The organism is Serratia sp. CoH_122_TC_1 (assembly GCF_058191755.1).
Map to the genome: position 1 here is coordinate 20,473 of NZ_JBXWLA010000005.1, position 25,140 is coordinate 45,612.

The 25,140-nt window shown below is 55.0% G+C and carries 15 protein-coding genes and 1 riboswitch; of the genes, 6 read left to right on the top strand and 9 right to left on the bottom strand.

Going from position 1 to position 25,140, the window contains the following annotated elements; genetic code table 11:
• Window positions 1-2: 2 nt before the first annotated feature.
• Together AC2FC2_RS07695 and AC2FC2_RS07700 are read left to right on the top strand one after the other, a co-directional pair.
• A complete protein-coding gene (locus tag AC2FC2_RS07695) occupies window positions 3-995 on the top strand; it encodes an ABC transporter ATP-binding protein (RefSeq protein ID WP_209636968.1) in 993 nt (330 codons plus the stop codon).
• A 294-nt stretch (window positions 996-1,289) separates the two neighbouring features.
• A complete protein-coding gene (locus AC2FC2_RS07700) occupies window positions 1,290-2,939 on the top strand; it encodes a Na/Pi cotransporter family protein (protein ID WP_209636970.1) in 1,650 nt (549 codons plus the stop codon).
• A 50-nt stretch (window positions 2,940-2,989) separates the two neighbouring features.
• Here the strand turns inward: AC2FC2_RS07700 and AC2FC2_RS07705 are convergent, their stop codons facing one another.
• The 5 genes from AC2FC2_RS07705 to AC2FC2_RS07725 form a co-directional block, all read right to left on the bottom strand.
• Complete coding sequence (locus tag AC2FC2_RS07705; RefSeq protein ID WP_490659037.1) at window positions 2,990-7,816, bottom strand: hemagglutinin repeat-containing protein; 4,827 nt, start codon at window positions 7,814-7,816, stop codon at window positions 2,990-2,992.
• Window positions 7,817-7,859: 43 nt separating this feature from the next.
• A complete protein-coding gene (locus AC2FC2_RS07710) occupies window positions 7,860-9,536 on the bottom strand; it encodes a ShlB/FhaC/HecB family hemolysin secretion/activation protein (RefSeq protein WP_490307758.1) in 1,677 nt (558 codons plus the stop codon).
• A gap of 413 nt (window positions 9,537-9,949) precedes the next feature.
• Entirely contained in the window at window positions 9,950-10,867 is a 918-nt protein-coding gene (panS, locus tag AC2FC2_RS07715) for a ketopantoate/pantoate/pantothenate transporter PanS (RefSeq protein WP_490659038.1), read from the bottom strand.
• A 159-nt stretch (window positions 10,868-11,026) separates the two neighbouring features.
• The gene (gene lysC / locus AC2FC2_RS07720; protein WP_490659039.1) at window positions 11,027-12,394 is read right to left on the bottom strand and encodes a lysine-sensitive aspartokinase 3; all 1,368 of its coding nucleotides are present in this window, start codon (window positions 12,392-12,394) and stop codon (window positions 11,027-11,029) included.
• Between the two features lie 109 nt (window positions 12,395-12,503).
• A riboswitch (Lysine riboswitch) is annotated at window positions 12,504-12,697 on the bottom strand.
• 52 nt (window positions 12,698-12,749) lie between these two features.
• Window positions 12,750-14,558, bottom strand: coding sequence for a cation:proton antiporter (locus AC2FC2_RS07725; RefSeq protein ID WP_209636978.1), 1,809 nt, complete (start codon window positions 14,556-14,558; stop codon window positions 12,750-12,752).
• 273 nt (window positions 14,559-14,831) lie between these two features.
• On the opposite strand from AC2FC2_RS07725, the gene pgi reads away from it, so the two are divergent.
• On the top strand, window positions 14,832-16,478 hold the full coding sequence (gene pgi, locus AC2FC2_RS07730; RefSeq protein WP_490659040.1) for a glucose-6-phosphate isomerase: 1,647 nt from the start codon (window positions 14,832-14,834) through the stop codon (window positions 16,476-16,478).
• 63 nt (window positions 16,479-16,541) lie between these two features.
• Here the strand turns inward: pgi and AC2FC2_RS07735 are convergent, their stop codons facing one another.
• Entirely contained in the window at window positions 16,542-17,975 is a 1,434-nt protein-coding gene (locus AC2FC2_RS07735; RefSeq protein ID WP_490659041.1) for a capsule assembly Wzi family protein, read from the bottom strand.
• Window positions 17,976-18,196: 221 nt separating this feature from the next.
• Here AC2FC2_RS07735 and psiE point away from each other — a divergent pair, with 221 nt between their 5' ends.
• Window positions 18,197-18,604 (top strand): phosphate-starvation-inducible protein PsiE, encoded by a 408-nt coding sequence (psiE, locus tag AC2FC2_RS07740; RefSeq protein ID WP_020837183.1) that lies wholly within the window; start codon window positions 18,197-18,199, stop codon window positions 18,602-18,604.
• 230 nt (window positions 18,605-18,834) lie between these two features.
• Here psiE and malG read toward each other — a convergent pair whose 3' ends face one another.
• The 3 genes from malG to malE form a co-directional block, all read right to left on the bottom strand.
• Complete coding sequence (malG, locus tag AC2FC2_RS07745) at window positions 18,835-19,725, bottom strand: maltose ABC transporter permease MalG (RefSeq protein ID WP_004948829.1); 891 nt, start codon at window positions 19,723-19,725, stop codon at window positions 18,835-18,837.
• 11 nt (window positions 19,726-19,736) lie between these two features.
• Entirely contained in the window at window positions 19,737-21,314 is a 1,578-nt protein-coding gene (malF, locus tag AC2FC2_RS07750; protein ID WP_209636985.1) for a maltose ABC transporter permease MalF, read from the bottom strand.
• Between the two features lie 184 nt (window positions 21,315-21,498).
• A complete protein-coding gene (gene malE / locus AC2FC2_RS07755; RefSeq protein WP_490659042.1) occupies window positions 21,499-22,692 on the bottom strand; it encodes a maltose/maltodextrin ABC transporter substrate-binding protein MalE in 1,194 nt (397 codons plus the stop codon).
• 359 nt (window positions 22,693-23,051) lie between these two features.
• Here malE and AC2FC2_RS07760 point away from each other — a divergent pair, with 359 nt between their 5' ends.
• Window positions 23,052-24,026, top strand: coding sequence for an alpha-amylase family glycosyl hydrolase (locus AC2FC2_RS07760; protein ID WP_245209954.1), 975 nt, complete (start codon window positions 23,052-23,054; stop codon window positions 24,024-24,026).
• Window positions 24,019-25,128, top strand: coding sequence for a maltose/maltodextrin ABC transporter ATP-binding protein MalK (gene malK, locus AC2FC2_RS07765; RefSeq protein ID WP_209636987.1), 1,110 nt, complete (start codon window positions 24,019-24,021; stop codon window positions 25,126-25,128). The genes AC2FC2_RS07760 and malK overlap by 8 nt, the downstream gene beginning before the upstream one ends.
• Window positions 25,129-25,140 lie beyond the last annotated feature (12 nt).

The following is a 25,140-nucleotide window of genomic DNA, read 5'->3' on the forward strand; positions in this document are numbered from 1 at the left end:
GCATGGCTTATCTCAACGTCACCCGACTTAACAAACACTACGGCCAAACCCAGGTGTTTCAAGATATCGACTTCACCGCTGAGGAAGGGGAATTTGTCACCCTGCTCGGGCCGAGCGGCTGCGGCAAATCCACGCTACTGCGCTGCCTGGCGGGGCTGACGTCAGTCGATAGCGGACAGATAGTGCTGCAAGGTCAGGATCTGGTGCCGGTGCCGCCGCAAAAACGCGGTATTGGCATGGTGTTCCAAAGCTACGCGTTGTTTCCGAACATGACTGTTGAAGGCAATGTGGCGTTTGGCCTGAAGATGCAAAAATTGGGCGGTGCGCAGATCCAACAGCGGGTGCAGGAAGTCCTGGCGTTGGTGGAGTTGACCGAGCTGGCCAAACGTTATCCACATCAGCTTTCCGGTGGCCAGTGCCAAAGGGTGGCACTGGCGCGCTCGCTGGTGACGCGCCCGCGGTTGTTGTTGCTCGATGAGCCACTCTCGGCGCTGGATGCCAGGATCCGTAAACATTTGCGTGAACAGATCCGCCGGATCCAGCGCGAACTGAACCTGACGGCGATCTTCGTCACCCACGATCAGGAGGAGGCGTTAACGCTGTCGGATCGCATTGTGCTGATGAACAAAGGGCAAATTGTGCAAAGCGGCGATGCGGAAACCCTGTATACCCAGCCGGCCGATGTCTTCGCCGCTGGATTCATCGGCAATTACAATGTGTTAAGTGCTGAACAGGCGTCTGTTTTGACCGGTAGCGCATATCACGGTAAGGTGGCTGTTCGCCCAGAGTCCATTGGCATACTCCCAGCAGGGCAGGGAATTGCTGCGGTTATCCTGAACCACAGCCTGCTGGGCAACGTAGTACGCTATCGCGTGCAGGTGCGTGGTGTTGAGCTGCTGGTGGACGTGCTTAACCGTTCAGTCGCTGATTTGCATGCTGACGGCAGCGAAATTGGGCTACACTTAGAAACTGTTACATTACGGGAAGTTGCATGACATCGCTGCGGCATTCAATGATAACTCCAGGGTAATTCCTGCCGTTGCGTTAACCCTCCAATAGCGGTCTGCAGCCTGTTGCCGCTGTCCTGCCCTATGCACGCCTGGCAGGCAGGATAGCTTGCTATACCCGTCGCCTTTCGCGCAGCAGATGTGTTGGCCGCAGGGTTTCCCCCCCAGCCACTTACTTGAGTAAGCTCCTGGGGATTCACCCGTTTGCCGCCGTCCTGCAGCCCGAAATTCACAGGGTATGGATTTGATCTTTCCTGCCGGCGTTAATGGAGCGTATTTTCCGTGTTGACCCTTCTTCACCTGCTTTCCTCTGTGGCGCTGTTGGTGTGGGGCACTCACATCGTGCGCACCGGGATCATGCGGGTTTATGGCGCTAATTTGCGCCGGGTGTTGAGCGACAGCGTGGAGAGAAAACCGCTGGCGTTCGTCTCCGGCATTGGCGTAACCGCGTTGGTACAAAGTAGCAATGCCACCGCGCTGCTGGTCACGTCGTTTGTCGCACAGGGACTGGTGGGGCTCACGCCGGCATTGGTTATCATGCTCGGCGCCGACGTCGGTACTGCGCTGATGGCGCGAATACTGACTTTCGATCTTTCCTGGTTGTCACCGCTGCTGATCCTGGTCGGCGTGTTCCTGTTTCTTAGCCGCAAGCAAACCCGAGTAGGTCAAATGGGCCGGGTGTGCATTGGTCTCGGGCTGATTGTCCTGGCGCTGGAGCTGATCGTCGCCGCTGCCACCCCTATCACCCAGGCAGCGGGCGTGAAGGTGCTGTTTTCATCACTGACCGGTGATGTGATGCTGGATGCCCTGACCGGTGCCTTATTCGCCATTGTCAGCTATTCCAGCCTGGCTGCGGTATTGCTGACAGCGACGCTGACGGCGTCAGGCGTGATCTCGCTGAAGGTCGCTCTGTGCCTGGTGATCGGTGCCAATCTTGGTAGCGGCCTACTGGCGGTGATCAATACCAGTGGCCAGAATGCTGCCGGGCGTCGGGTCGCGCTTGGCAGCCTGCTGTTCAAGCTGATCGGCTGCGTGCTGGTCCTGCCCTTTGTCTCTTATCTGGCCGATATCATGACCCGCCTGCCCGGAGAGAACGAAGAGTTGGTGATCTATTTTCACGTCTTTTATAACCTGATCCGTTGCCTGGTGTTAATTCCGTTGGCTGGGCCGATGGCGCGTCTGTGCGAAACGTTAATCGCGGACGTGGCTGCTGACGATCCGCGATTGCGGCCGCGACACCTTGATGCCAGTGCGCTGGACACGCCGACGTTGGCGTTGGCCAATGCGGCGCGAGAAACGTTGCGCATGGGTGACGTGGTGGAACACATGATGATTTTGCAGCGTGAAGTGCTGCACGGTAAGCAAGGACAGGATAAGGAGGTGCGGCGGCTCGACGACGATGTCGATGTGCTGTATACCGCCATCAAGCTGTATTTGGCGCAGATCCAGAAGGAGGATTTGGGCGAAGAAGATTCCCGCCGCTGGGCTGAAATCATCGAAATGGCGCTTAATTTGGAGCAAGCGGGCGACATTATCGAACGCATGGCCGGTGATGTGGGGGCGAAATCGCACGCGGCGCGGCGTGCGTTCTCAACGGAAGGCTTGGCGGAATTGGACGCATTGCATGAGCGGCTGATTGCCAATCTACGGCTCGGCCTGTCGGTGTTCCTGTCGGGTGACGTTACCAGCGCCAAGCGGTTGCGCCGTTCCAAGCATCGTTTCCGCATTTTGGACCGCCGCTATGCGCATGCACACGTTGACCGTCTGCACCAACAAAACGTACAGAGCATCGAAACCAGTTCGCTGCATCTTGGGCTGCTGGGAGATATGAAACGCCTGAACTCGCTGTTCTGTGCGGTGGCCTATAACGTGCTGGATCAGGATGAAAAGGATGATGAGCGTGAGTGGGAGGATACGCCGAGCACGCTGTAAAAAATGCCCCCGGTTTAGCCGGGGGCATGACGCCAGCTATTTACCGCAACTTACTTACCTGAAAAGACGCCAGCCTTAGCGTCGGCAGCTTGGCTATTGCCGTAGCCGCCGACCGGCGTTTCCAGGTTCACCACGCTTTTACCCGCGATCCCCAGCAGCCCGCCAGCAGACGCCGTGGCATCAAGGTGCCCACCACCCTGATAGCGATTGCCTTTCACATCCTGCTGTTCCAGCTTACCGTTACCCAGTGTTACCTCGCCTTGTTGGCTGCGGATTTCACCACCGGTCAAATGGGTCGTACCCTGTACGTTCAGCGCTACGCCATTTTTCCCGGTGATGGCGGATTTCACGCCAACGGCATCGTTGTTGACGACATCGGCGTTCACCTTGAATTGGCCTTGCAGCCCGGCGGGACCGGTCAGGCTCTCCTTGGATTTGTTGCCGAGGAAGCGAGCGCCGCGATCCCATAGCGGTGCCTTCTCTTTTTCACCCACCAGGTTTTCCGGCAGCGTAACCTTACCGCCGTCGGCCTTGCTGAAGCTGACGGCACCGGTAGTGTCCTGCTTCGGATCGAGACGACGAGCCACGCTGTTGTACTTGTCGGTGGTAGCGTCAGCGACCTTGTTGATGCCGCCCTCCAGCTTCTCCTTCACCTTACCGGCATAATGTGGCGTGCCCACTTTTGACAGTTTGGATGTGATGCTGCTGGCCGGATCGTTGGTGTGGTTCAGACCGACATCGACATTGACCTTCACGCTGCTTTCACTGTCTTTGCGGCTCTCGACGTGCAGATCGCCGCCAATGTTGCCCTGTACACTTTCAGCATTGATCTGAGCGCCGGCTAAGGTGGTATCTTTACCACTATTGAGCGTGACTTCTCCGGCATTGATTAGGCTGTTGCCCTGGGTGGTTTTTTGTAGCTTATCCACGCCGACTTTCACTCCGGCTCCCAGAGTATGGGTGTCGCTGCCGCTGGTGGTATCAATCTTGCCGTTTGTGTCTTTGTTGAACGATTGACCGCCTTTGGCGTTAGCCTTCAGCCCCAGATTCCAGTTATTTTTCTGTTCCTGGTTTTGTGCCGATTCCAGCACCACGCCGCCGTTTTTGGCGTTCAGCTCAACGTGGCTACCTTTGACCTCGGTACCTTGCAGATGCACTGCACGCTCGTCATTGCCGTTGGCGGTAATGTTCACTGCGCCGCCGCTGGCGATCTTGCCACCTTGCTGAGTCGTGGAGGACTCATCCACTTTGGCAATGTCAAATGCGCCGCCGAGGGAAATACCGCCCGCGCTCTTTTTGTCGCTATCGGTGCTGTTGCCGCCAATATCGATATTGCCGGAGAGGGTGTCGTCCTTACGCGTCTGCTGCGATTCGGCCGCCTGCAGGGCGACCTGCTTGCCTGCCTTCAACGAGATATCCCCCTGGCTGGCGACATCGCTGCCCTGCAGCGTCAGACTGCGGCCGGCATCCAGTTCTACCCCCTGTTTGCCGGTGATGTTGCTGACTTGCGCGCTGCTGCTGTCGCTTTCCCCTTTGCTGTGACTACCGCCAAGCCCAACACCGACGTTTTTGGTTTCCGGCGTGGAGCCGCCTTTGGCTGATACTTTGACATTAAAGCCGCTGTGGCTTTCATGGCTGCGATCGGTGGCTTGCTCAAAACGGATGTCGCCACCCTCCGATTTTACCTTGGCTTTTCCCTTACCGGCATCCAGCGAGGTGCCCTGATACACCGCGTCCTGTTTGACCTTAACGTCGATGCCGTTAGCCGCGGTGATGCTGCCGGTGACTGCTTGGCTGCCGTTACTTTCGCTGTGCTTGTTACCCCCTTCACCTTTGGCATCGACGGTCAGATCGCTGCCGGTGGTGGTATAAACGCGTACGCCTGCGCTACCGCGGGTTTCGCTGCTGCTTTCCTGCTGGCTGTTTTGCGCCGCTTCGCTGTGGTGGCTGTCTGCCGCAAGCGTCACGCCGCCTTGGGTCGCCTGGTATTTCGTTCCGTTGTCCTGCAGCTTACCGGTGGTTTTGACATCAATTTCCCCGGCGGTGATGCTGCTGACCACGGCCTGCGAGCTGCTGCTACGCTTCTCGCTGCTGCCGCCATTGGCACCAATATCCAGTCCGACATTCGGCGCGCCGATGGTGCCAATATCGTTAATCACGCCGTTAGCGTCCAATTTGGCGACTTTCCCGACGGCACGTTCAACCGGGCGGGTGACAGCGCTGTAATCCACGTTGGCGCCGATGTCTACGCCGACGTCGGTTTTGCGGGTGTTGCTGCTTTCGCTGTTGACGGCGGCCAGATGGTCAACACTGTTGGCATTTTCATGATACTTACCGCCAACCTGGTGTTGAGCGCCTTGCTGGGTCAGTTTGTCTTTGGCATTAATCGTCAGATTGCCCGCAATGTCGCTGCCAGAAACCACGGCTTTGCTGCTTTGGGCGTGCGTTTTGCTGTTCTCGTAACCGCCTTCAATACCAGAACCGACTTTGTCGATGCCGCCGGTGTAGTAAAACCCGCCGCCGATTTTGGTGTGCTCGGTATCGCTGGTGGTTTTGTTTTCGGCTGCGAGGAAGGCGACATTGTTGCCGCTGATGCTGGCATCGTCTTGTGTGGTCACCAGTTTAGATCCGCTGAAGATGACGTCTTTGTCCGCTTTCAGCGCTACGCTGCTGCCGCTCAACGTCGAGCTCTGTTGCTCGCTGCGGGTCGTTTTTTCACTGTCGCTGGTATGTTCGATGCGGAAACCGGCGCGGTATTGCTTATCGCTTTTCTCGTTGGCATAGCCGTTGATGGCGAGCGCGGTTTTTTGTTCATCGATGCGTTGCTGCTGCTCCCCGCTACTGACGTTGATATTGCCGCCAGCGTTGATATCCAGCTTACCGGTGCTGGTCACCTTGCTGCCTACCACATCGGTGTCCCGTTTGCTGACCAATTGCAGGTTGGTATCGGAAACCAGTTCACTGGCGGTGGATTTTTGGTGGCTATTATTGGACTTCTGCGAGCTGCTGGTAATGTTGAAGGCCGTGCCGGTGCGGGCATCAACCTTGTCAACGGTGGTGCTGAGGGCGTTATCGATCCGCAGGCCGCCAGCGGTGGCTTCGACAAAGCCGCCTTGTTTGCCTCGCACTTTACTGCCGGTAATGGTTACGCCCTGGTGACCGTTCAGTCGCAGAGTACCGTCGGCGGTCAGTTCGGAGGCGTTGTTGACTTCGTGGCGGTTGCTGTTGTCTTGATCACTGCCGCCACCGATACCACCCCATGAGGTTTTATTGTCGCGAACGGCCTTCGCGTTGGCGGTTTTTTGTACATCTATGGTGATGCGTTCGTTGGCGTTCGCCGTCAGGTTGCGCCCCGCGTGTACTTTGGCACCCTGCGTCCCCAACGTGTTGCCGGCCGTCAGCGTCAGGTCGCCACCGGCCTGCAAGTCGCTGGCCTTCAGGTTTTCGGTTTCGTTGCTGTTGCTCCAACTGCCGGTGCGCAGGCTGGAGGTATGGTTACGTTGATACCCCCGTTCGCTGGTTTTATCCCGTTCGATCAACCCGCTGAGCTGTACATCGCGCTTGGCTTCGATGTTTAGCGCGTCACCCGCCGTAACACTGGCGCCAAGCAGCTTTACATCCTGTGTGGTGGCGCTCAGCGTGGCATTCTTGCTAGCGTTGATGCTGCTGCCCGCTTGTTGATGCTGCTCATTTTCACGGGTGACATCGTACTGCCAGGAGTAGAACCATTGATCGTTGGTGTGGCCCTGAGTCTGCTTTAATTGCTGACCGTCAAGCGTCAGGCTGGCACCTTGCAGCTTGATCTCTTCGCCGCGAATGTCGGTCGCGGTCAGGTGGTTGTTGTTATTGGCCACCAGGCTGATGTTTTTGCCTTTGAGTTCAGTACGGGTCAGTTGTTGGCCCGTGCTGCGGTCATTGATGTAGATGCCGCCACGGTAGTTTTGGTAGTTCTCACCGCTGTTGCGGTTACTGCTCACGTCACGAATCTGGCTTTCTGCGCGGATGTTGTCGGCTTTCACCCGGATCTCGTCGCTACCTTGTAGCTTGCCAGCCAGCTTCACGCCGCTGCCGGCTGCCGTGTTGATGATGTTGATGCGTCCGGCTTGCATACTGCCAAGATAGTAGCTGTCGAGCGCGCTTACCGGTTGTGTGCTGCTGAGCACCTGCGCATCGCGCGATACGCGGTTATGTCCGCTAATGGCGTTGATATCGGACACCCTTTTTCCGCTTTTTTTATCGAATGCCGGGGTGACCATGACCTCGCCGCGACTGTCGATGCGTGGGGCGATCAAATCCAGTACGCCGCCGGCGTTCAGTTTGCCGTCCAGACTCAGGGTATTGCGATTACCCAGCGTGCTGTAACCCTGCAGCATGCCGTTTTCCACTAGCGGATTACCCACTACCAGTGAGGAACGGCTGGTATTGATGAAGCCGCAACCACTGCAACTGATCCCATTCGGGTTGGCCAACACATAGTCGGCTGCCATGCCAAAGATTTCTTGCTGACCGTGTAACAGCGACGGGTTGCGGCTGATCACTTCATTAAGGATCACGCTAGCCGCTTGGTTATTCAGGTTGGGGTTGGCACCCAATTGGCCCGCCAGTTGAGACAATCCGGCGTCGAGCGAGTTATTCAGCACTGCGCCGGGTTGGTTGACGTTGAAATCCTGATATTGGTTGTGCGACAGCCCGTGATCGTTGGGCGTCACAATATTGACCACCTGCGCGCCGTTACCCGCGGTGGAAACACCCGGACCGTTAGCGCCGTTGGCCGCAACGATCTCACCGGCATATGCGGTACCGAGTGAGGCGAAAATGATCGCCAGTGAGGCGGCCAACTTACCCGCCGCTGAAAGCCTGAAATTATTATTTTTCATCCATGTATCTCCATATATCACTGTGTTACTGCAAAACCACTGATTAAAATGTGTACGAAAAACGCGCCAGCACCTGGATGGGATCGTCAGGCATTGCGTGGCTGGACAATAACCAACCACGGCTGGCTTCGACGTCGAGCGTTGCTCGCTGATAACGCAGGGTGGCACCGGCGCTCAATCCGGCGCTGCTTTGCCAGCCTGAAGGCCGATTGTCACGGGGGAGCACCCGGCCGACGTCGCCGCCGATACGTGGGGTAAGCGTGCTTTGACCCAGGTTGAAGTGACGAGACAGGGTATTTTGCAGATACCAGCCGTTATCACCGGACAGCGTGCTGCGGCTGAAGCCACGGACTGCGCTACGATCTGTCAGGCTGAGCCATTCCACACCGGGTAAACGATCGCGGCTGTATTGTCCGTATAGCAGGTGACTCAGTTGGTAATGGGAGCCTGCCAACGTGAAACGTTGAGTGAGATTGGTGAACAGCTTGGCTTTGGTGAATTGGGCATCGGGCTGATTGGCGCCGTTGGGACGATCTGCGCCAAACCAAGGCAATCCTTGCTCTACGCTAAGGTTGGCGCTGATCAGGCCGCTGGGTAGGATTTGCAGGTGGTTGACCCCGAGTTCAAACAGACTGAGCGTCGGACTACCGAGGTTGATACGGGCGGTGTCAAAATAGTTGGCAATACGCTTATGGGTCAGTTGGCCGCTCAGCGCGTTAATCTGGTCGCGATCGCGGTAGAACACATAATCGCTGCGCAGGCCATATTGTTGGGTCTGGCCATGCAGTTTATAGCTGTTGAACACCAGCTGTTGGCGATTCAGGTATTGTGAATAGCTGGCAAAGCCGCTGAAGGTAAAAGCACCATAAGGCAGGGAATAGAGCAGGGTATAGGCGCGATTATAACGCTGCGACGGATCTTTCAGCGTACCGGCAACGTTAAGGCTGACGAAGTCGGACAGGCCGAACGGGCTGTCTAGCGTTGCCGTACTACGGGCTAACCACTGACCGGTATTTTTTTGACCATAATTGTCCAGTGTGGCAGACAACAGCCAGGGCTTGGTATGTTGGTTGTGCAACCGAATAATTGATCCACCGGTTTGGCTGCCCGGTAATATATCCAATCGGGTTTTGTTCGATTGCAAACGATTGGCTTGATCCAATCCCTGATCAAGCTGGGTTAATTTCAGGGGTTGCCCTTCCAATCCAGGGAATAATAATTGGCTATTGACCCAGCGATCGCTGCCTTCTATTTTCTCGATGAATCCTTCTGTGATCCGTAGCCCTAATTCTCCCTCAGCATTGGGGCGAATAAATTGTACGCGGGCAGTGATATAGCCTTTATCAAGGTATAAACGGGTTAATTCACGCGTCAGCAGGTTGATGTCATTACTGCTGATACAACGCTGTGGTAATGCGGTCAACGCTGCCAAATCTTTCTCTGACAGCAAGGTAATACCCTGCAGGTACACTCCACCGATTGGCAAACATTGGGCCGATCGCGGCAGCGCGGGGACAGCAGGCTCTGGCTCTGCCAGTAATTGCTGCTGTTTAAGCTGTTGGTAGCGTCGTTGTTCTATCTGTTGATTCACCTCACGCGTACTGTCTTGCAGCGCACGGCGTGATTCACCCATCGGCGAGAAATGTTCCATTTCCGGCAGGGAAGCGGCAGGGAGTGCGGTACTGAACAGCAGCGCCAAAGCAGCGGTTTTTTTTATCATTGTAATCCATTATGAGAAGCCGCAGAGCGGCCTGCTCAATCCATGAGGTCAATAAACGGACGGCCAGCGGCCAGCCCGAGACAGCGAGTGACGATCACATTGCGGGGTTCTTTTTTGCTTGTGGCAAATAAGAATGTGGGTTTTTATATTTCTAAATAATAATTAGTCTGCTTGTTTTTTATTTTTATAAATTTGTGTTTATTACCCATAAGGAGGTAATTAAAAAAGTAAATTAATCGTTATTTACCGTTCCCATCGTTATAAACGGTTATCGGCAGCATTAAGAAGAATCTGAATTTTTATTTATCGGTGCGATAATAGAGGATGGGGATAATTCTGACAATCCGACCAGTGGAAATACGAAATTTCGTAGGAAGATGGACGCAGTCATTGAACTGCGTCCCGACGTGAAATTATTTTTTGTTGATCGGCCGACCGGACCAGTAACCTGCCAACAGCGAACCGGACAGGTTATGCCACACAGAGAACAGAGCTCCCGGCAGTGCAGCCAGCGGTGAGAAGTAGATTTTGCCCAGCGTGGCAGCCAACCCGGAGTTTTGCATACCCACCTCAATCGCCAGTGTACGGCAGGTGGACTCATCAAAGCCGAATAGCTTACCGCCCCAATAACCGCTCAGTAACCCGATCGTGTTATGCAGGATCACCGCGATGATCACGACCAGCCCAACCGAAGCAATGTGGCTCTGGCTACCGGCCACCACGGCGCTGATGATGGCCAAAATGCAGATCATAGAAAGCGCAGGCAGGATCGGCTCAATGCGTTTGACTGTTTTGGTAAAGGTGTGATGGACGATCAACCCCAGACCGATAGGGATCACCACGATCTGCAGAATACTGAGCAGCATCCCCATGACGTCGACGCTGATCTCGGTATCGACATACAGACGGGTCAGCAGTGGCGTGGCGAATACGCCTACCAGCGTGGAAACCGCCGAGATGGTCACGGACAGCGCCACATCACCTTTTGCCAGATAGATCATCACGTTGGAGGCGGTCCCGCTGGCGACGCTGCCGACCAGCACCATGCCGGCGGAAAGATCCGGTGGCATATGAAACAGCATTGCCAGTAACCAGGCCGCCAGCGGCATGATCAGGTAATGCAGGAAGATCCCCGCCGCCACGGGACCAGGACGAGATAATACGCGCTTAAAGTCATCCAGCCGCAGCGTGACGCCCATGGCGAACATGATCAGCATCAGCAATGGGCTGACGTAGGGGCCGATCCCGGTAAAGGTGGTGGGTGTGAAGTAGGCCGCGACGGCGAGCAGCACCGCCCACAGGGGGAATAATCGGGTAAATTTTGCCAGCATGAATGCGCTTTTCCTTCAATAGGCTATCTTACTTGCCATTTTGAGTCCGGGCAGTGCTCGGAATCCTTACGTACTTTGTGTACGTTCCGGTTCCCGTGCGCTGGCCGAACCCAAACTGGCTACGACGATATACGCCTATTGGCGCAGATATTATTAAAATTATTCGAACAGATTGTGATGCAGGGTGCGTACGACTTGCTCGGCGTCGTTACCCGGCACCAGGAAGCACAGGTTATAGCTGCTGGCACCGTAGCAAATCATGCGGATATTAAACGGGTCGAGCACGCCGAACACCTCTTTACCCACGCCGCAGGCCTGGGAAAGCTTATTGCCGATCAACGCCACCAGAGCCAGATTTTCTTCGACTTCCACCCGACACAGCGACGATAGCTCGGTCAGCAGTGAGGTCGTTAACAGGCTGCCGCCCGTGGAGGTTGAACCCGTTGTATCCATGGTCAGCGCGACGCTGACTTCGGAAGTGGTAATCAAGTCTACCGAGATATTGTGGCGTGCCAGAATGTTGAACACTTCGGCCAGAAAACCGCGTGCGTGCAGCATGTTAAGGCTGTGCAGCGTCAGCAGGGTTTGTTTACGGCGCAGCGCCAATGCACGAAAGAGCGGTGGGTTCTCGGTGGTGTTGCACACCAGGGTACCCCCGGCGGAAGGGTCTTTACTCGAGCCGACAAACACGGGGATATCGCTGCGTACCGCAGGCAATAGGGTGGCTGGGTGCAAAACTTTTGCACCAAAGGTCGCCATTTCTGCCGCTTCTTCGAAACCGATTTTATCAATACGCTTCGCTGCGGGTACTACGCGTGGATCGGTGGTGTAGATGCCCGGTACGTCGGTCCAGATATCCACGCGACTGACGCTCAGCGCTTCACCCAACAGTGCTGCAGTGTAATCGCTGCCGCCACGGCCCAGCGTCGTTGTGCGGCCTTTGGGCTCACTGCCGATAAAGCCTTGAGTAACCACTAAACATTCCTGCAGGCGTGGCTTGAGTAACGTTTGGGCTAATTGACTCAGCGCTGCGCTATCCGGTGTGGCACGCCCGAAATGGTCATCGGTGTGCATGACTTTACGGACGTCAAACCATTCCGCCTGTACGTTGCGAGCGCGAAGGATCTCAACGAAGAGCAGGGTAGACATTAATTCGCCGTGGCTGACCAGTTCGTCGGTCAGTGCCGTTGAGGTCGCCAGCGCCGCGGCCTCAGACAGCATGGCGATGTTCTCCAGCATGCGGTCGATTTCATCGCGGATCACGTCCGGATTGTCGAGGCGATCAAGAATGGCGTATTGAATTCGGCGAATTTCATCGAGCTGATAGTTGCGCTTGTCGGCATCACTGCCTTCGGCCAGAGCCACCAACAGATTGGTGACGCCCGCGGACGCGGACAAGACCACCAGACGCACGGCCGGATTGGATAGCACGACGTCGGCGCTGCGATTCATGGCTTCATAATCAGCAACGCTGGTGCCGCCGAATTTGGCGACAACGGTGGAATTCTGGGGTGCTGCTTGGTTCATGTAAAAACCTCGTGTCAGGGTGGCTCTATTCAGAGAGCGCTTTTTTCGTAGCCTTGGCACAAGGGAGGAGCGATAAACAGGGGGCAGGCGTAGAGGTTAACGCTACGATACACCCAGAAGCGCCCCACCTTGCTGACTGCCCTTACGGACAATCCCTGGTGACAACTCAGGGGATTCAGCCCCTGTAGCCGATATGATGAATGCCGCGCATCACCTTACCTCGGCGTCGCTCCCCCTCAAGCGTCGTCATTGGAGAACGGCTCCTCTGACACTCTACCTGGGCGACGCACCTCTTCTGGCTTGCACACGGGATGTGCAAGTAGGCTGTTAGGAATAGCTGGTAATCGCGCTGCTGTCAACGTCCAGACGTTGAGGGATTTTCATCTTGTACCAGCGCAATCAGCGTACAGGGTATCGCCGGGACGAAACCGGTGCCTATCGGCTGCAACGTACCGTCTTCCCGCTGACTGAATAACGGAATAACACCCTGATGTTTTTCAAGATATTCCAACCAGCCAAAGTTCTCGTTCAGCTTGGTGGCCTTGATGGTGGCACCTTGGGCGATCAGACTGCTTAACCGGCCGTAAGTGGCCTCTTGGTTAAACAAAACTTCATGCCGACGGAAGCGTGAGCTTTCGCCACTGTTGCCGCGGCCTTTCAGCGGGGCGCCGGAGCGGATAGCAAACACCTGCCCGTCGCCAAAAATATGGCCGAAGTGATAGACCGCCAGTGCATTCTGATGGCGGTTGGGCGACAGTGCTAACACTTGCGCGGTATCGCTGAGATCAAGGAAGTTTTCGGCGTGTTCGGAGTAAGCATGTCCATAATACGCGGGAATGCCGTCCATTCGTGCCTGGCGGTAATATTCCCAGCTACTGTCGGTGACAATGACCGGGATATTCATTTTCATCAGCGCCTGCGCCAGCATGCGTGCCACGCTATTGGCTCCGACGATCAGCACCCCACGGGGTTTTTGTTGCTGTACCCGCAACCAGCGCGCCATCATGCCGCTGGTCAGGCTTTGCAACACCACGGTACCAATGATAACGGCGAACACCACCGTGACCAGACGATCGGCGCCGGGGTAGCCGCTGCGTTGCAATGTCAGGGCGAACAATGAACTTACCGCTGCGGCGACGATGCCGCGCGGGGCGATCCAGCACAGCAGGAGACGATCGCGCCAGTGCAAGGACGAGCGCCAGGTTGATACCGCAATACACAGTGGGCGCGCGATAAACTGCACCACCAGAAGCAGACCCAGCAGCGGCCAGCCCATGTTCCACAGTGCCTGGATATCAAGCCGCGCGGCCAAAATGATAAACAGCGCCGAAATCAGGATTGCCGACAGTTCTTCTTTGAAGGCCAATATGTCACTGGTATCCACATCGCGCATATTGGCCAGCCAGATGCCCATCACCGTAACGGTCAGCAGGCCGGATTCGTCAGCGATGGCGTTAGACACGCCAAAAGCGGTAAGCATAATGGCCAATACTGCAAGGTTTTGCAGGTAGCGTGGCAGCCAAACACGGCGGAGTGCCAGGCCCAACAGGTAGCCGAACAATGCGCCAGCGACCATGCCGACAGCGGCGGTAATGCCCAGCGTGTAGAACAGGTGGGTATAGGATTCCGAATGCTGCTTCAGCACGATAAATTCAAACACCAGCAGCGTAAAGATGGCGCCGACCGGGTCGATCACGATGCCTTCCCAGCGCAGCACCTGGTTGATATTGGCATTTGGCCGCACGACGCGCATCAGCGGGGCAATGACGGTTGGACCGGTAACGACGGTGACTGCGCCGATCAGTGCCGCCAGCTCCGGCGGAAAGTCGAGCAGCCACCAGCAGGCTACGCCGATCACCAGGAAGGTCATCAGCATGCCGATGGTGACCAAATTGCGCACCACGCCGCCGAGACCGCGTATCTCCTCGACGCGTAGCGTCAGCGCGCCTTCAAACAGAATAATGGCGACCGACAGCGACACCAGCGGGAACAGAAGATCGCCGAACAGTGCATCCGGTTGAACCAGATGGACCACGGGGCCTAACACAATGCCAAATACCAACAGTGGCAAAATAGCCGGCAGGCGCAACACCCAGGCGACCCATTGCGCCAGCAGCGAGCTCAATCCAATAACCACCAACATCAATGGGGCAGATAATTCCATAATCATGTCCTTCGTCTTTCAAACTACAGCCTGGTTGGCCGCGCATCCTTAGCCTAATTACGTCAATGACGTGGTGATAATCTGCCACAGTTTAGTGACAGTTAAGTAACCCTGATAACAGGCTATTATCCAAAAGTATAGGGGAAGAGCTGAAACGATGCGGCTGGGTTTAACAGTTAGCACCTATCGCAAGAAAAGAGATCATAATCACAGTCGAACAGGCTACAATCGGACAACCACGTCACATTTATTCTCAAGCCTAAGAGTGTTGCTATGAAAAATATCAATCCTAGTCAAACCGCTGCTTGGCAAGCCCTGCAGCAACATTTTGAACAGATGAAAGACGTACAGATCGGCGATCTGTTTGCTCAGGACAGTGAGCGTTTCTCCAAGTTTTCCGCTACCTTCGACGATCAGATGCTGGTGGATTACTCTAAAAACCGCATCACCGCGGAAACCCTGGAGAAGCTGCAGGCACTGGCGAAAGAGACCGATCTGCAAAGTGCGATCGCGTCCATGTTTGCCGGTGAGAAAATTAACCGCACCGAAGACCGTGCGGTGCTGCATGTTGCCTTGCGCAACCGTAGCAACAGCCCGATTATCGTTGACGGCAAAGATGTGATGCCGGAAGTGAACGCGGTGCTGGCTAAAATGAAACAGTTCTGCGACCGCGTGATTGGCGGTGACTGGAAAGGTTACACCGGCAAAGCCATTACCGACGTGGTGAACATCGGTATCGGTGGTTCTGATCTCGGCCCTTATATGGTGACCGAGGCACTGCGCCCGTACAAAAACCACCTGAATATGCACTTTGTTTCTAACGTTGACGGGACTCATATCGCCGAAACGCTCAAGGCGCTGAATCCGGAAACGACGCTGTTCCTGGTGGCGTCCAAAACCTTCACCACGCAAGAAACCATGACCAACGCCCACAGCGCGCGCGACTGGTTCCTGAGCACTGCGGGCGATCAAAAACACGTGGCGAAGCATTTCGCGGCGCTGTCCACCAACGGCAAGGCCGTCGGTGAGTTCGGTATCGATACTGCCAACATGTTCGAATTCTGGGACTGGGTCGGTGGCCGTTATTCCCTGTGGTCGGCAATTGGTCTGTCGATTGCACTGTCAGTGGGTTACGAGAACTTCGAACAGTTGCTGAGCGGCGCGCATGCGATGGACAAACACTTCGCACAAACCCCGGCAGAGAAAAACCTGCCGGTGCTGCTGGCGCTGATTGGTATCTGGTACAACAATTTCTTCGGTGCAGAAACCGAAGCCATTCTGCCGTATGACCAGTACATGCACCGTTTTTCTGCTTATTTCCAGCAGGGCAATATGGAGTCTAACGGTAAATATGTCGATCGTAATGGCAACCCAGTGGATTACCAGACCGGTCCTATCATCTGGGGCGAGCCAGGCACCAATGGCCAACATGCGTTTTATCAGCTGATTCATCAGGGGACAAAACTGGTGCCTTGCGACTTTATCGCGCCGGCCATCAGCCACAACCCGCTGAGCGACCACCACGCCAAACTGCTGTCGAATTTCTTCGCACAGACCGAAGCCCTGGCGTTTGGTAAATCGCTGGACGTGGTAGAAGAAGAGTTCGCGGCCCAAGGCAAAACGCCGGAAGAGGTTAAACACGTTGCACCGTTCAAGGTGTTTGAAGGCAACCGCCCAACCAACTCCATCCTGCTGCGTGAAATCACGCCGTTCAGCCTGGGGAGCCTGATTGCGCTGTATGAGCACAAGATCTTCACCCAGGGCGCGATCCTGAACATCTTCACTTTCGATCAGTGGGGTGTTGAGCTGGGCAAACAACTGGCTAACCGCATTTTGCCAGAACTGGCAGGTGACGAAGCGGTAAGCAGCCATGATAGCTCTACCAATGCGCTGATCAACCGCTTCAAAGCATGGCGTTAAACACCATTTGAATTGATGCCAATAAAAAAACCCGCCGCGGCGGGTTTTTTTACGTCTGAAGGATTACAGATTGATGGGTACTTCGAAACTGATACCTGCACCTACGTCATCGGCGGTGCTGGCATGGCTATTGGTGTACCACAGGCTGGTATCAAACTTGACCTCGGAGGGTAAGGTATAGCCCCAGCCGAGCTGAATGCCTTTCAGCGTGTCAGATTTCGGGAATGCTTGGTTGTAACTCTGATTGCTCGGATTAACCTTTGCATAAACAAGTCGAGTACTCCAACGCTGCCCGTCGTCCAACGCTAACTCTACGCGACCTGATAGCATCTGACCGTCGCCACCCATGGCATGGCCTAATGGGTAACCTTGTTGGTAATAACCTCCCCGGTATACATAATGCTGATAAATTACGTCCTTAGTACTGAATTCTGATCGGGTATCAGCGCCTTCAATAGACCAATTGATAGTAGTTGAGCCCCATTCCGGATGCCCCTCTAACCCTAACAAGTAAGCATTGTGAGACGGCAGCATACCTGCTTCATCTTCACCAGTAACCTGGCCGTAAAGGCTGATTGGCAGACCAATGAGTGGTTGCAGTTTTAGCTTGAAGTCGAAGCCACCAAGTTGATTACTTGGATCATTTTTCGGATCGCCGCTGTTGTCGTTTCCGGTGACCCCATCCCAGAAGGATCTCCAGGATTGCGGACGACCTTCACCTCCCCACATCATGATGCGCGAAGCGCCCAACTCAAGGAAGTTGGTCGGCATCATGGTAAAGCGACCACCAATCAATTTGGCATCAGGTACGGCAGTGTATTGCGACAACTGACCTGCTGTCAGTTGGTACTGCCAACGGCCAATCCAGGACAGCCAAGGGGTTTCAAACGGCGATTGGTCGGCGCGTTGCAGCATGAAACCGGCGACGGGACGGGCTGCATCTGAGCGGATCAAGCTGCCGTCATAACCTGGGCCCCACCACTGGGACACTTCACCGAAGGACAACCACTGGTTCCAGATTTTCACTGCGCCATAGGAGCCGTTCAGGTTGAATTTGGAACCGTCACTGACGCGTTGGTCGCCTTCGACAGAGCCTTGAACGCGTACGTCCCAGAACTCACCGTTGGCACCCGCGCCAATAGTCAGGCGGTCATCGGCATATTCGTTTTGACCAAAGCCCTGTGGCGTGCCGGGTTTGTCGGTCGAGGCGTAACCACTGACACGAATATTGGCCTTGAGGGCATCAACCCGGCGTTGAACACGGTCGATGACATTTTTCTCGGTATTAGTAACCGGTTTGGCTTGCGAGATAACCGAGCTGATCTCTTCCTGGCTCAGCGGCCAAGTGGACAAGCTAACGTTAATGACACCGCGGTCGGACAACCAGGCCAGGTCGTTACGCAGATCGTTATCAGGAGTGACCAAGCCGGCGGCGTGACCGGTCAATGCACAGGTAAACAGGCCCGCCGCGACCAGTCCATTAAGTTTAGCGCGCATAAATATTCCCTTGTTAATTCAAGTTGTTTGTTTTATGTAAAGTTCTATGACCCATGATAGTGGACATTTCAATTTGCTACAAATATATCCCTATGAAACATTTTCTTTTAACTAATTGAATAATATTTATTTTTTTATGATTCTGAAGAGATATTAATTTTTAAGATAATGCCTATGTTAGGATCCGCGGATAATTTTAATGGTATTTATGGGGAACAATTATGGCAAAAACCTCCCGCTCCGTAATGGTGGCCAAAGGGCTGCAACGGGTGCTGAACGTTGGGCTGCTGCTGCTGGCGGCGATCCTGATCGTCTTTCTGGTGAAAGAAACCATTCATTTGGCGAAGGTTTTGTTTGTAAACAACGAGGAATCGACGTCCTATCTGCTGATTGAAGGGATTGTGATTTACTTCCTTTACTTTGAATTTATCGCCTTGATTGTGAAGTATTTTGAGTCGGGCTATCACTTCCCGTTACGCTACTTTATTTATATCGGCATCACTGCCATCATCCGGCTGATCATTGTGGATCATGAAAACCCAATAGATACGTTAATTTATTCCGCCGCGATATTGTTGCTGGTGGTGACGCTGTATCTGGCCAATACCGACCGCTTAAAGCGCGAATAAATATCCTTCATACTTGAAGCAGCAGCAGCAGCAGCAGCAGCGTTAGCTACCGGTGTGTACCCCCGTCACCTATCAGAGTAATCTCCTGGGGATTTATCCGCTTGCTGCCTTGTTGCAACGCCCATTATTTTGGCGGTTCCATAAAAATGGCGGCCCGTTGGGGCCGCCGAAGACACAGGTATTGATCGGAAAAAACTGAAGTACATCAAACGTATTGCAGCGGCACAAACTTAACCTTTCACCCCACCGGCCGTCAGGCCTCCCACCAACCAGCGCTGTGCCAGCAGGAATACGGCGGTAATCGGGATGGCCGACAGTACCGCCGCAGCGGCAAAGTCGCCCCACAAATAGTTTTGCGGGTTGAGATATTGCTGCATGCCCACCGCCAGCGTGTAGCTGTTGACGTCACGCAGCAGCAGAGAGGCGACCGGTACTTCGGTGATCGCAGCGATAAACGACAGAATAAACACCACCGCCAGAATCGGTACCGACAGCGGTAACAGCACCAGGCGGAAGGCCTGCCACGGACTGGCACCGTCCAGTGCCGCCGCTTCTTCCAGCGAGTTGTCGATAGTTTCGAAATAGCCCTTGATGGTCCAGACGTGCAGCGCAATGCCGCCCATATAGGCGAAGATCACCCCACCGTGGGTGTTCAGACCGATAAACGGGATGTATTGGCCCAGACGATCGAACAGGGCATACAACGCCACCAATGACAGTACCGCCGGGAACATCTGGAAAATCAGCATGCTTTTCAGCAGTGTACTCTTGCCGCGAAAACGCATGCGGGCAAACGCGTAGGCGCAGGTAGTGGACAGCGTGACGATGCCGATGGCGGTGATCACTGCGATCTTGATCGAATTCCACAACCACAGCAGGACCGGGAACGGTGGCGGGGTGACGCTGCCGTCGGCGTGGGTCACGCTCATGCCGAGCGCCAACCGCCAGTGGTCCCATGAAATCTGTTCCGGTATCAGGCTGCCGGTGGCGAAGTTGCCGGAGCGCAGCGAGATAGTGACCACCATCAGTAGCGGGAACATGATCAGGGCGATAAAACACAGCATCAGAGTATGGGTCATCCACAGGCGCAAGCGCTGGGATTTGGGTTGGACCATGGCCATTATTTTTCTCCCTAGTCGAAGTTCATCTTGCTGGCTTTAAGATTCAGGATCGCCAGGGCGCCCACCAGCAGGAAGATCAGTGTGGCAATGGCGGCTGCCAGCCCGAAGTCCTGCCCGCCGCCGCCTTCGAAGGCGATACGGTAGGTATAGCTGACCAACAGGTCGGTATAGCCGGCCGGTGTGGTGGTACCAATCATGTCAGGCCCGCCGTTGGTCAACAGTTGAATCAAGACAAAGTTATTAAAGTTGAAGGCAAAGCTGGCGATCATCAGTGGGGTCAGCGGTTTGATCAGCAGAGGCAACGTGATACGGAAAAAGTTCTGCATCGGGGTCGCGCCGTCCATTGCCGAAGCCTCGTACAAATCGTCTGGAATCGCCTTCAGCAGCCCCATACACAGGATCATCATGTAGGGATAGCCCAACCAGGTATTGACGATCAAAATCATGCTTTTGGCCGTGATGGGGTCACTGAACCAGGCCGGTTTAATACCAAACAGATGGCTGAGCATCATGTTGATCTCACCAAAGCTTTGGTTAAACAACCCCTTGAAAATCAGTATCGAAATAAACGACGGCACCGCGTAGGGCAGTATCAGCATCACGCGATACACCGCTTTGCCTTTCAGCGCCTCCCACTGCACCACACAGGCCAAAACCATGCCTACAGCAACAGTGAGGATTACGGTCATCACCGAGAACACGATGGTCCAGATAAAGATCGACACGAAGGGTTTCTTGATGCCTTCGTCCTGTAGGACGCGCAGGAAGTTTTTCCAGCCGATGGTGACGGTGTACCCTGGGCTGAGCGTCTCCTTGGCCCAGTTTCCGTCAGCATTTATGGCTTGATAGAAGCCAATGTCCGGGTTCGGTCGGTATTGAATATGGGTTTGTTGGTCGGTCAGCGTATTGCTGCCCTTATCCAGTGCATAAAGCGGGGAGGTGCCGGAAAATTGGCGCAGGGAACTCATGCGCAATTCGCCGCCGTCCGGCAGTAACGCGACCAGTTGGCTTAACGCTTGGCGGTTTTGCGTGATCACCCGCAGCGTGGCGCGTTCGCCCGCCGGTTCTGCACTTTCCTCCGTCAGTTTCAGCGTTTGCGGTGCATTGGTATCAAAGCTGAAGGGATCGGAAATAAGCCGTTGGTCGCTGTCCGGGTGGGTTAACTGCAGGCGCCAACGTTGATTTTCCACCGGATAAAGCCCGAAGGTAAAGGTTTTGCCGGTTTGGAACTGGCGCTGCATCAGTACCGACTGAGCTCGTTCAAAGGTGAGCTGGTTGGTACTGCTGTAGTTGGTGAAGGCGATGGCGATGGTACAAATTAGCGGAAACAGGACAAACAGCCCCATTCCGGCGATACCAGGATAGACATAGCGCCAGGCGTAAGCGCGGCGATTGGCAAAAACATACAGCCCGGCGCTGACTAATATGAGCGTCAGAATGGCAAACAGGTATTCACCCTGTGCATACATCAACACAATCAGATAGCAGGTCACCAGACTGAACAGGCCGATGACCAGCCATTTCAGGATGTCACTCTGCCACCACTTCGACTTTTTGCGCGCAGGCGACCCGGCGTGAGCTAATTGCATAGGGCGTTCCTTTCTGTGAAGCAACAGCGGGACACTTCCCCCCTCATACTTGAAGCGGCACCTGTGTTGGCGGCGTCCGCTCACCCCGGTCAGATAACTCTCTGTGCTGCCGGGATGTGCGTACTTGCCGTCGCGGTGTCACTCCAATTACTTCGGGGATGTTAATCCCGCACAACGTTGTGTGTTACTTGGTGATACGGGTCTGTACGTCATCCAACGCGGCTTTCACCGTCTGGCGACCGCTGACGGCGTTGATCACCGCACTGCGTTCGGCATACCAGAAGGCGCTCATCTGCGGGATGTTAGGCATGATCTCGCCGTTTTGGGAGTTCTCCATGGTGGCGGCAATCTTAGGATCTTTCGCCAGTTGTTCCTGGTAAGACTTCAGCGCCACTGCGCCCAACGGCTTGTCCTTGTTGACGTCAGCCAGGCCTTCGTTGGTCAGCAGGTAGTTCTCCAGGAATTCGGTGGCCAGCTCTTTGTTCGGGCTAGCGGCGTTGATCCCGGCAGTCAGTACGCCGACGAAAGGTTTGGATGGTTTGCCTTTAAAGGTCGGCAGCAGGGTTACGCCGTAGTTGATTTTGCTTTGCTCGATGTTTGACCATGCCCAAGGGCCATTGATGGTCATGGCGGTCTGGCCTTTATTGAATGCGGCTTCAGCAATCGAGTAGTCGGTATCGGCGTTGATGTGTTTGTTTTTCACCAAATCGACGATGAACTGCAGGCCAGCCTGAGAACCGGCATTGGCGACGCCTACGTCCTTGATGTTGTACTTGCCATTCTCATATTTGAAGGCATAACCGCCGTCGGCGGCAATAATTGGCCAGGTGAAGTAGGGTTCTTGCAGGTTCCACATGATGGCGCTTTTACCTTTGGCACGGAGTTCTTTGTCCAGTGCCGGAATTTCTTCCCAGGTTTTAGGGGCTTGCTTGATCAGGTCTTTGTTGTAAATCAGTGACAAGGCTTCAACGGCGATCGGGTAACCGATTAGCTTGCCGTCATAACGCACTGCATCCCAGGTGAACGGGAACAATTTGTCCTGGAAAGCTTTGGACGGGTGGATCTCGGCCAGCAGGCCAGACTGCGCGTAACCACCAAAACGGTCATGAGCCCAGAAGATGATGTCCGGGCCGTCGCCGGTCGCCGCAACCTGCGGGTATTTCTCTTCCAGCTTGTCCGGATGTTCGATGGTGACTTTGATACCGGTGTCTTTCTCAAACTTTTTGCCGACTTCGGCCAGGCCGTTATAGCCTTTATCGCCGTTGATCCAGATAACCAGTTTCCCTTCCTCGATCTTGGCGAAGGCGGAAGAAGAGAGCACCAACGTGGTCAGAGCCGAAAGTACCATCGTACGGGCGGTGGTAAAGCTGCGAGTCATAATCCAATCCTTCTTTTTTGTGGGCACGTAAATCAAGGAGAGAGGTTTCGCGGTAATAGTGGGTCACAAAGCGGCACATTCTCATCCTCCCCCCCTCTACGCCCCACGCTTGCATAGTGTGATCCAGTTAACGTTGCTCCTTATTCTGTGGTGTCAGACACAAAATAGGGGGACGATTTTTGCCAGGTAGATCACAGATTTGTCTCAAGCGTTGAACTTCTCATCGTTGCGGTCGTTCTCTCATCCTCCCATCTCCTCCCCCATGAAAAATTCTGTTACGGATGATTACCCTTTGTGGGGTTTACCGCACTATCGGCCACATTGATTTTTATCGCCACGTGCAGCAGGGAACCGGATTTATGTCGCCAATGCCTACCGCCACTCAGCCAACCCTGTACCGGATCCATCCGGTCAGTTTCCGTGATGGAAACGGGGACGGTGTGGGCGACGCTCACGGCATGATTGCGGCGTTGCCGTACTTGAGCACGTTGTCAATTGACGGTTTGGTACTGCCGCAAGCGTTGGCGACACAAGATGCAGCCGCTGTCGCAACCCAAGGGCTGACGCTGTGGTATTGCGACGGGCCAAACCATATTCGTCGTGCCGCTGCTGCGCATCAGCAGTATCTCCTTAGCCCATTGGCGTTAGAGGTCGTGCCTTTCAGCGTGGAAAAGCTGGTTGAGGTATTGAATGCTCGCCGCGTCACCTTGGCAGATAGCCTGTGGAGTACCGGTGACGCTGACCAACCTCGCGTGGTCAGTCACTGGGGGCAGGGCAACTTGCGCTCCGCCGATGCTTTTTTGACGCTGCTGGCGATGTTGCCCGCCCCTATTTGCCTGTATCAAGGCGAAGAGTTGGGACTGCCGCACGCGGCCGGGCTGCAGGATCCTCTGGGTGCGCAAACGCCGATGCCATGGCATGAAGCGCCCGAACAGGTGACCTCTGGCGAAATCCACTGGTACCAACAGGTGGCGATCGAACACCGCGCGCTGGCCATCAGCCGCCAACAGTATGACAACCAATCCACCTTACGTTACTGCCAGTCCCTGCTGGCATTGCGCCGGTTGCCGGTTATCCAACAGGGTGAACTGAGCATCGTAAGCCAACGTAATGGCGTAGTGCGTTTACTTATTACCCATCAGGATCAATGCCTTGAAGCGCTGATTAACCTGCAGCCTTATACTCAGGCGGCCGCACCGTCTGAGGCGACCTTGCCACTGGCATGGCAGCACGGTGCGCAGCAAGAGGGTCATCAATGGGTTTTGGCGGGTTTTGCGTCCGCCATTTTCACACGAAATGTTAGCTGCGAAAGCAGGGGAGTAACGCATGGCTAGTGTCACATTGCGCAGCGTTTATAAGGCCTTCGGCGAGGCCGTGATTTCCAAAGACGTCAATCTGACCATCAATGACGGCGAATTTGTGGTGTTTGTCGGGCCATCGGGCTGCGGCAAATCGACGCTGCTGCGCATGATCGCGGGGCTGGAGGACATCACCTCCGGTGACCTGATGATCGGCGATAAACGCATGAATGAGGTGCCGCCGTCTGAGCGCGGTATCGGTATGGTCTTCCAGTCCTACGCGCTGTATCCACACCTGTCCGTGGCCGACAACATGTCGTTTGGTCTAAAACTGGCGGGTGCCAAGAAAGCGGAAATCAACCAGCGGGTTAATCAGGTTTCAGAAGTGCTGCAATTGGCCCATTTGCTCGATCGACGGCCTAAAGCGTTGTCCGGTGGGCAACGTCAGCGGGTGGCGATTGGCCGTACGTTAGTGGCGGAACCGGATGTGTTCCTGCTCGACGAACCGCTGTCGAACCTCGACGCCGCACTGCGAGTGCAAATGCGCATTGAGATTTCCCGTCTCCACAAGCGCCTGCAGCGCACCATGATTTACGTCACGCACGATCAGGTCGAAGCGATGACGCTGGCCGACAAGATCGTGGTACTGGACGCCGGACGTGTCGCCCAGGTCGGCAAGCCGCTGGAGCTGTATCACTACCCGGCAAACCGCTTTGTCGCCGGCTTCATTGGATCGCCGAAAATGAATTTCCTGCCGGTCAAAGTGACCGCTGTGGAACCGCAACAAGTCCAGGTCGAACTGCCTAACCGCCAACTGGTGTGGTTACCCGTAGAAGGTACGGAGGTTCAGGCCGGTTCGAACATGTCATTAGGTATTCGTCCAGAGCATCTGTTGCCTGGCGATGCCTCTGAAGTTCGCCTGACGGGCGACGTACAGGTGGTGGAGCAACTCGGTAACGAGACGCAAATCCACATCCAAATCCCGGCAATTCGTCAAAACCTGGTTTACCGCCAGAACGACGTGGTGCTGGTAGAAGAAGGTGCAACATTCGCTATAGGCCTGCCGCCTCACCGCTGCCATCTGTTCCGTGAAGACGGTACGGCATGTAAACGGCTGCACCAGGAGCCGGGCGTTTAAAGCATCACAGTC